This is a genomic window from Archangium sp. (assembly GCF_036388035.1).
Lineage (GTDB): Bacteria > Myxococcota > Myxococcia > Myxococcales > Myxococcaceae > Archangium.
Genome location: NZ_DASVSO010000726.1, coordinates 1 through 7,802 on the forward strand (window position 1 = coordinate 1; position 7,802 = coordinate 7,802).

Sequence of the window (7,802 nt, forward strand, 5' to 3'; positions counted from 1 at the left end):
AAGATCAGGACCAACATTCGCGGCGGGTTGTCCAACATTCGTACGATCAGCCTCGGTGGCGACTGTCGCGGCTACTACCTGGCCTAGAAGAACCCGTGGTTGCTTCGAGTCGCCAGCGGGCACTCCGTCGTCCGCTGGCGACTGTGCTTTTCGGCCCGGAAGTGCCGCGAATCCCAAGGCCGCGCCCCGTGCTCAGTCCAAGGGCGCGCCACACCCGTATGGAGCAGCCCCTGCGCGCTTGAGCATCCCGGGCTTGCTCCCAGGAGCCCTCGCATGAGTCAGGACGCTGTGTCGGTCGATCCCCATGAGACGCTGTACCTGCCCATGCGGCGTCGCTCCACGAGGGAGTATGTGACCACTCCCGAGGGCCACAGGGAGCTGCACATCTTCTTCGGCGTCAAGGAGGTCACCCTCGATGAGCCGGACCTGCTCTCCTTTGGAGAGGCGCTGCTCGAGCAGGACCAGTTCATGGCGGGCAGCGCCACCGCGTGGAGCGCGGGTGAGCCCTACCCCTGGGAGCGCGTGAAGGAGCTGCTCGAGGCCCTGTTGGCGGAGGACATCCTCTCGCGCGAGGCCCCGAAGCCCGCTGCCGAGAGTACCCAGCATCAAAGGTTCCTGGAGGCCGAGGCCCGGCGGGAAGCCCCCACCGAGCCCCTGTGGTGGAACCCGGATGGTCCCCAGGTCATGGAGCGGTTGTTGGGGCGGCCGCTGGAGCTGGGCTTCCTCGAAGCGGTACTCCCGGTGCATCGCCTCGCCCACCCGGCGCTCGACGCGGAGGGGCGCCATGTCGGGGAGAGCAACGTCTTCCCCGACGCCATGCGCATGAAGCTTCCGACGGAGTGGCGCGTGTGCCCCTACCCGGGCAGCCGCTACCGGGACGAGGCGCGGATGAACGTGACGGCGCTCAAGTCGATGACGCGGCACTGGAAGCCCACGCTGCGGGGGGTGCTCGCGGTGCGCGAGGAGTTTCTGCGCCACCACCCCCAGCTCCCGGAGGGGCGTTGGCGGTTGGGAGATCTTCACGCCCTGTCATGTGCCGTGCTGGCCCTACCGACGCTGTTGTTGATGCGCGCGAAGGACCCCGTCCCCAATGGCACGCTGGACCCCGTGCTGTCCTCCATGTTCCGGGTGACGGACGGCGTGCGGATGATGTCGTCCTATCTGCTCCTGCTCCTGGAGAGCTCGATCACGTACGACACCCCCATCACCGCGGCCGAGCTGTACCGCTACACCGAACAGGGCAACCACTTCCTGTCGGCCCGAGGCGTCTGCGCCGGGCCCCCGCACATGGTGGAAGAGTTCCTCGCGACGCTGATGGAGGGCAAGCCCGTGACGGGTGCTCCCCTCCCCAAGGCGGAGTGGGATGCGGAGATCCCCGCGGCGATGGATTACGGGCTGCTCGGGCTCCAACTCTATGCTGTCCAGTCCAACCGGTGGAGCTACATGTGCCACGCCTATGAAGTGATTCACGCGGCGCTGCTCGAGGTGGAGGACGAGCCCGGTGGCGTCCTGGGCCGGCTGCGCGCGCGCGTCGAGAGCGACTGGCAGAGGATCCTGCGCTCTGGGTTGCACCACTCCACCCCGCGAGACTGGGCCGAGACCGCCTACAGCGAGGTCTACGCGCGCGCCCAGCGTGGCCTGAGGGGATTCCGAGAGGACGCGCTGCTGCACCTGCGGGACGCGTTCATCCCCAAGGGAGATGAGGTGGACGAGAATACCCGCCTGCGACTCCGGGAGTTGATCCGCTCGCGCGCGGGCTCTCCCACGGGGGCCCGGGGAGACGTCCTCGACGCCGTGGCGGACGCCGTCGCGGAGTTTCTGGCGATCGAGCGCTCAGCGCTTCGCGCCATGGATGGTGCTCAGCGCCAGGTCAACGCGTTGCTCCAGCGCCCCCACCCGGCACGGAAACTCTCCAGCGCGGATCTCTCGCTCAATCACCGCCTGCGCCAGGGCACCCTGCGCGTGCGGCCTGACTTGATGGACGTGCTCCAGGAGGAGCTGGGCATCCTCGTTGAAAACACGGAGGACGCCACCCACTGCGTCCCTTTCAGCTCTTGATGCTCAGGCCTTGGGCGGGGCGGCCAGTCCAACTGCCCGGGCGAGGACACGCTCGGCCAGCACCGTGGTCAGGTGCTCACGGTACTCGTTCGAAGCGAACGGGTCGGTGACGAAGATCACCCCCTCGCCGGCCTTCCCGGCCGCCGCCGCGATGTTGCTCGCATTGGGCGCCTGGCCGTCCAGCGCGGCCTCCAGCGAGCGCAGGCGCAGCGGATGCAGGCTCACCCCCGTCACCGCGACGCGGCACTTCGCGACCGTGCCTTTCTCCGTGAGGGAGACGAGCGCCGCCACGCCGCAGAGCGGGTAGAAGTGGGAGTGGGAGAACTTCTCGTAGACGCTGCCACTCGAGGCGGGTGGGGCCGGCAACCGCACTTCCGTGATGAGCTCGCCCGCCTTCAGCGCCGTGTGGAAGGGGGCAACGAAGAATTGGTCGGCGGCAATCTCGCGCCGGCCACCGGGCCCGGCCACGTGAATCGTTGCCTCCAGGGCCAGCAGTGCCGCCGGGAGATCGGCGGCCGGGTGGCCACAGGCGAGATTGCCGCCGAGCGTCGCGCGGTTGCGCACCTGCACGTCACCCAGGACGCGCGCGGCCTCGACCAGTGCTCGCGCACCCGCCCGGACGTCCGCATGCGCGACGAGCTCGGCACAGGTGGTCATGGCGCCGATGCTCAGGCCGCCGTCCGGGTGGCGCGAGATGCCGCGCAGGCCAGGAATCTGTCGCAAGTCCACCAGCCGGGGCGGAGTGCTCCGGCGCAGCTTGAGCTCGGCCAGCAGGAGCTGTCCGCCCGCCAGCACCACGGCCCCTGCGTGTTGGCCCAACAGCTCCACCGCCTCGTCGACGGTCCTGGGTGCCGCGTAGTCGAATGGAACGGGGATCATGGCTCGTGCCTCCTCTCGCGACCCATCACGCCGAGCCTCGCGCGGCTCTGGCATCGCGGATCGCGCGCCAGATCTTCTCCGGCGTCATCGGCATCTCGATGTGTTTGATTCCAAGGTCGGCGAGGGCATCGCAGATCGCGTTGCCGATGGCCGCCGCCGCGCCGATGGTGCCCAGCTCGCCGGCCCCCTTGGCACCCAGCGGGGTGTGCGGCGTGGGCGTGACCAGGTGGTCCAGCTCGAAGTTCGGCACCTGGGTGGCCCGAGGCAGCGGGTACTCCGCCAGCGTGCGGGACAGCAACTGGCCCTCCGGGGAGTAGCGAGCCTCCTCGTGCAGCACCTGGCCAATGCCGTGGGTGATGGCGCCATGAAACTGGCCCTCGAGCACCAGCGCGTTGCCCATCACCCCTACGTCGTGACAGGCGACGTAGCGCACCAGGGCGACCTGGCCCGTGGTCTCGTCGACCTCGACCACGGCGACGTGGCTGCCGTAGGGGTAGTTGAAGTCCGGCGGGTCGTAGTAGGTGGTGACGTCGAGGCTGGGCTCCATGCCAGCCGGTATGTCCCAGGCGTACCAGAGCCCGAGGGCCACCTCCTGCAGTGTCAGGGACTTCTGTGGCTCGCGTTTGACGAACAGCTTGCCGTTCTCATAGGCCAGCTCGTCGACGCCCACCTTGAGCGAGTGGGCGGCGGCCGCGAGCGCCTTGGCCTTGATCTCGCGAGCCGCGCGCAGCACGGCCGCGCCGCCGACGCTGTACGAACGGCTGCCGTAGGAGCCCTGGCCGAACGGGACGCGCTGGGTGTCCGAGTGCAGCACCTCGATCTTGTCGATGTCGACGCCCAGCTCCTCGGCGAGGATCTGGGCGAAGACCGTCTCGTGGTGTTGCCCGTGCGGCTTCGAGCCGATCAGCAGGCTCACCTCGCCGGTGGGATGCACGCGGACGCAGGCGCTCTCCCAGGTGCCGCCCAGCATGCCCTCCTTGGCCATGCGCGGAGAGGGGCCGACGCCGCAGACGGCGACGAAGGAGGCGATGCCCACACCCAGGCGCCTGCCGTTCTCGCGGGCCTGCTTCTTGCGCTCCGCGAGGTGCGCGTAGTCCACCATCTCCAGGACCCGGTCGAGCGCCGCCGCGTAGTGGCCCGAGTCGTAGCGCCAGCCCAGCCCGTTATCGAACGGGAGCTGGTCCGGCCTGATCATGTTCTTGCGGCGCACCTCGGCCGGGTCCATGCCGATCTCACGGGCGTACTGGTCGACCATGCGCTCGAGCATGAAGGTCGCCTCGGCGCGGCCGGAGCCACGCTGCGCACCCAACGGCACGACGTTGGTGAAAACCGCGTAGATGTCGCAGAAGGCGTGCGGGATGTCGTAGGGGCCGGTGATGCTGCGGCCCACCATGGCCGTGGCGACGCCAGGGCCGATCGTGGACGGGTAGGCCCCCAGGTTGGCGTACGAGGTGCAGCGCAGCGCGGTGATCTTCCCATCGCGCGTGCCGGCCAGCGTCGCCGTCATCTTCTGGTCGCGGCCTTGCACCGTGGAGCGCATCAGGCCGCTGCGCGTGTCGACCCACTTCACCGGCCGGCCCAGCTCCTTGGCGATGAAGAGCACCAGCGGCATGTCGGGGTAGATGTAGCCCTTGGTGCCGAAGCTGCCGCCGATGTTGGGCGCGACCACCCGCACCTTGTTGAACGGAACACCCAGGATCATCAGTGCCAGCAGCAGCCGGTGGTCGTGCGGCGACTGGGTGGACGCGTACAGCGTGTATTCGCCGGTAGCCGGGTCGTACGCCCCGACCGCGCCGCGAGGCTCCATGGGGCTGTTGATCGTGCGCTGGTTGTGGATCGCCTGCGTGACGACGACCTCCGCCGTGGCGATGGCCTGCTCGGTGCCTTCCTTGTCCCCGTAGGGAATGTAGGCGTTGAGGTTGTTTGGGACCTCGGGGTGCAACTGCGGCGCGCCGTCCCGCAGCGCCACCTCGGCGTCGGTGACCACCGGCAATGGCTGGTAATCGACGCGGATCGCCGCCAGGGCGTCATGGGCCTGTGCACGGGTTTCGGCCACCACCGCGGCGATGGAGTCGCCGATGAAGCGCACCCGGTCCACCGCCAGGATCGGGCCGGCTCCCGGCACTCCCATGGGGTGCGAGGGGAAATGACTCTCGGCACCTCCAGGGATCCAGATGCACGGGAGGGGCATCACCTTGCCGGCCAGATCGGCGGCCGTGAAGATTCGCACCACGCCGGGCAGCTTCCGCGCGGCGCTGGTGTCGACTCCCTTGAGCACGGCATGGCCATACTCGCTGCGCAGGATCGCCATGTGCAGCATGCCGGGTAACTGGATGTCGGCGATGAACCGGGCATCCCCCCGGAGCATCGCCGGGTCCTCGCGGCACTTGAGCGGAGCGCCCAGGACTTTCTCGCTCATGTCTTCGTCCCCCCCTTCTCGATGGCGTACTGCACGGCTCGCACGACATTCTGGTAACCGGTGCAGCGGCAGAGATTGCCTGCCAGGCAGGTACGAATTTCCTCTTCCGAGGGCTGGGCGTTGTTGCGCAACAAGCCGGTCAAGGTCACGACCATGCCCGGCGTGCAGAAACCACATTGCACGCCGCCGCGCTCCCAGAGCCCTTCCTGGAGGGCGGTCAGTGAGCCGTTGTGCGCCACGCCCTCGACGGTCGTCATCTCCGCCCCGTCCGCCTGGACCGCCAGCACCATGCAACTCTTGACGGTGGCGCCGTTCATCAGGACGGTGCAGGTACCGCAGTGGCCCGTATCGCAGCCGACCTTCGTGCCAGTCAGTCCGAATGTTTCTCGCAGCAGATCGACCAGGAGCTGGCGCGGCTCGACTTCCGCGCTGTGGGGCTGTCCGTTGACGGTCAGCGAAATTCGCATGGGACGTCTCCCTCCTGCCACCAAATGCATGATGACCAGGCCCGCAGGAGAATGCCGGAAACCTCTTCGCCGCGATTGGCACTTCCGCACACGCTGTGGGCCCCAGGACAGACAGCGATCCACGTTATTGGCGCAAAGACAGAGCATTGGTACGCCAGGGCGAGACCGTTCGTGGTGGAGCGCGGGATGGCGGGCGCCCCGAGCGGGTGAGGGGAGGCGGAGGGCCTCGGCTACTTCCCGCCCGTGGAGCGGCCATGCGAGCACGGCGCGGTGCGGGCGGGAATGCAGCACCCACTCCACGGAAGTCATCCCGAGCACCTGCGCTCCGGGCGCTCGGACTTCAAGAGGGACGGTTGGCAGGCTCGCGCCGCTTCCCCGTCACCTTGTTGCTCCGAGACCGACCGGCCTCACCTTTTCAGGGAGATCCCGAACCAGGAGTTGCTCCATGAAGAAGCTTCCCGTCTTGATTGCCACCTGTGTGCTCGGCCTGTGGGGCTGCGCCAGCAGCTCGGGGGCGCGCACGAACAACCTGAGTGCTGCCTACCAGGAATTTCCGAATGAGACGGACCTGGCCCGGCAGAGCCGCATTGGCGCACCCACGGTCTACAACGGCGAGGCCACGGGGGGCCCTGGCTATACGGTGACGACGGGGGATGGACGGACCTGGGCACCCGAGCAGGCTCCGGGAAACACCGTGACGAGGACCCCTTCTGATCTCCAGCGGAGCCTCGATCGGCAGGACTGGCAGTCCGAGGTGATCGACGAGGGACCGACGGACAAGGTGTCGCAACGGTAGTCACCACGCCGCGTTCGAGGAGCGCCGTTGAGCAGGTGCTCGTGCCCCTTCAGATTTTCGCGGACCGCCTGGGTGTCTCCCCGGTTTTCCGAGGGGGCACTCCGCTCGCATGTCAGGAGAGGAGGTAGTGGCACAGCCCATGCAAATGCCATGAGTCTCATCCTTCAGGAGAACTCATGCGGTTTGCATTCAAGTGCTCGTTCATCGCGCGAGGAGGGCTCGTGAGGAGCGCGCTGGCGCGCTTCGCCGCGCCGCTCGCCCTGGGTGTGCTCGCGGCTTGTTCCGGAGACGACGTGGTCGTCATCGAGCACTACCGCGCACCGTGCACGGGTGTCGCGCGCACCTTGTGCCTGCTCGTGCAGGGCGAGCAGGAGGTTCAACCCGCGTTCCATTATGAAGGGATCGAAGGCTTCACCTTCCGCGATGGCGTCCGTCAGCGGATCCGCGTGCGGAAGTTGCCGGTTCAGGATCCACCTCAGGATGGCTCGAGCGAGCGGTGGGTGCTCACCGAGGTGCTGAGCATGGACCCGGTGGATCCTGACCAGGAATTCCTCCTGCGGCTCGAGCCCGGTGACCTGAGCGGGGAGTCCGAGACGGGCTACTTCGTCCTGAACGAACAGGCGCTTCGGTTCAAGGACGAGGCCACGCGAGCTCGGATCCTCGCCAGGAACGCGGGCTCCACGCCCTTTGAGATCTCGTTTCAACATGACCCGACCCAGGCGGACCGCTGGGTGGCGTTGACCCTGGACTGACCGGGCGGGGGAGGCGGCTCAGGACTTCGGAGTGGCCGTTCCTCGCGTGGCGGCGTGAGCGTTCGCGGTGAGTTCGATTCCGTGGAGCGGCCAGGCGAGCTGCTGAGGGACGGGGGAGCGGGACGGGTGCTAGAGTCGGGGCTCGGTCTTTCGGAGAAAGGGCCTCGACCCACATGCGCTCCCCGCACTCCTGGCGCGCGGCACTTGCCGCGGGCCTGCTGCTCCTGGCTCCCACGGCGCGGGCCGATGAACGCGGGCCCTCCACCACCCGCACCACCACCTACGAGCAGCTCGAGGTGTTCGCCCGGGTGCTCTCGTACGTGGAGAACAACTACGTGGAACCGGTGGACAGCCAGAAGCTGATGCACGGCGCCATCAAGGGGATGTTGGAGACGTTGGATCCGCACACCGTCTTCATGCCGCCCGAGGTC

At 68.0% G+C, this 7,802-nt stretch carries 6 protein-coding genes and 1 pseudogene; 4 read left to right on the forward strand and 3 right to left on the reverse strand.

What is annotated here, in order from left to right; genetic code table 11:
• Positions 1-273: 273 nt before the first annotated feature.
• Entirely contained in the window at positions 274-2,058 is a 1,785-nt protein-coding gene (locus VF697_RS29905; protein ID WP_331100232.1) for a hypothetical protein, read from the forward strand.
• Between the two features lie 3 nt (positions 2,059-2,061).
• Here the strand turns inward: VF697_RS29905 and VF697_RS29910 are convergent, their stop codons facing one another.
• Genes VF697_RS29910 through VF697_RS29920 form a run of 3 tightly spaced genes read right to left on the reverse strand, consistent with a single transcriptional unit; the run spans position 2,062 to position 5,823 of the window.
• Entirely contained in the window at positions 2,062-2,937 is an 876-nt protein-coding gene (locus tag VF697_RS29910) for a xanthine dehydrogenase family protein subunit M (RefSeq protein ID WP_331100233.1), read from the reverse strand.
• Between the two features lie 25 nt (positions 2,938-2,962).
• A complete protein-coding gene (locus VF697_RS29915) occupies positions 2,963-5,356 on the reverse strand; it encodes a xanthine dehydrogenase family protein molybdopterin-binding subunit (RefSeq protein WP_331100235.1) in 2,394 nt (797 codons plus the stop codon).
• The gene (locus VF697_RS29920) at positions 5,353-5,823 is read right to left on the reverse strand and encodes a (2Fe-2S)-binding protein (RefSeq protein WP_331100237.1); all 471 of its coding nucleotides are present in this window, start codon (positions 5,821-5,823) and stop codon (positions 5,353-5,355) included. Before VF697_RS29920 ends, VF697_RS29915 begins: the two co-directional genes overlap by 4 nt.
• A 445-nt stretch (positions 5,824-6,268) precedes the next feature.
• Here VF697_RS29920 and VF697_RS29925 point away from each other — a divergent pair, with 445 nt between their 5' ends.
• The 3 genes and pseudogenes from VF697_RS29925 to VF697_RS29935 form a co-directional block, all read left to right on the forward strand.
• Positions 6,269-6,619: a hypothetical protein gene (locus tag VF697_RS29925; protein ID WP_331100239.1), complete on the forward strand. Its 351-nt coding sequence runs from the start codon at positions 6,269-6,271 to the stop codon at positions 6,617-6,619.
• 176 nt (positions 6,620-6,795) lie between these two features.
• Positions 6,796-7,371 (forward strand): DUF4377 domain-containing protein, encoded by a 576-nt coding sequence (locus VF697_RS29930; protein WP_331100240.1) that lies wholly within the window; start codon positions 6,796-6,798, stop codon positions 7,369-7,371.
• A gap of 173 nt (positions 7,372-7,544) precedes the next feature.
• A pseudogene (locus VF697_RS29935) lies at positions 7,545-7,802 on the forward strand (S41 family peptidase); the annotation flags it as partial.

Excerpts from the sequence above, each read along its gene's own strand:
- VF697_RS29905 (WP_331100232.1), top strand. The coding sequence starts at position 274 with ATGAGTCAGGACGCTGTGTCGGTCGATCCCCATGAGACGCTGTACCTG.
- VF697_RS29920 (WP_331100237.1), bottom strand. The coding sequence starts at position 5,823 with ATGCGAATTTCGCTGACCGTCAACGGACAGCCCCACAGCGCGGAAGTC.
- VF697_RS29910 (WP_331100233.1), bottom strand. The coding sequence starts at position 2,937 with ATGATCCCCGTTCCATTCGACTACGCGGCACCCAGGACCGTCGACGAG.
- VF697_RS29925 (WP_331100239.1), top strand. The coding sequence starts at position 6,269 with ATGAAGAAGCTTCCCGTCTTGATTGCCACCTGTGTGCTCGGCCTGTGG.
- VF697_RS29930 (WP_331100240.1), top strand. The coding sequence starts at position 6,796 with ATGCGGTTTGCATTCAAGTGCTCGTTCATCGCGCGAGGAGGGCTCGTG.
- VF697_RS29915 (WP_331100235.1), bottom strand. The coding sequence starts at position 5,356 with ATGAGCGAGAAAGTCCTGGGCGCTCCGCTCAAGTGCCGCGAGGACCCG.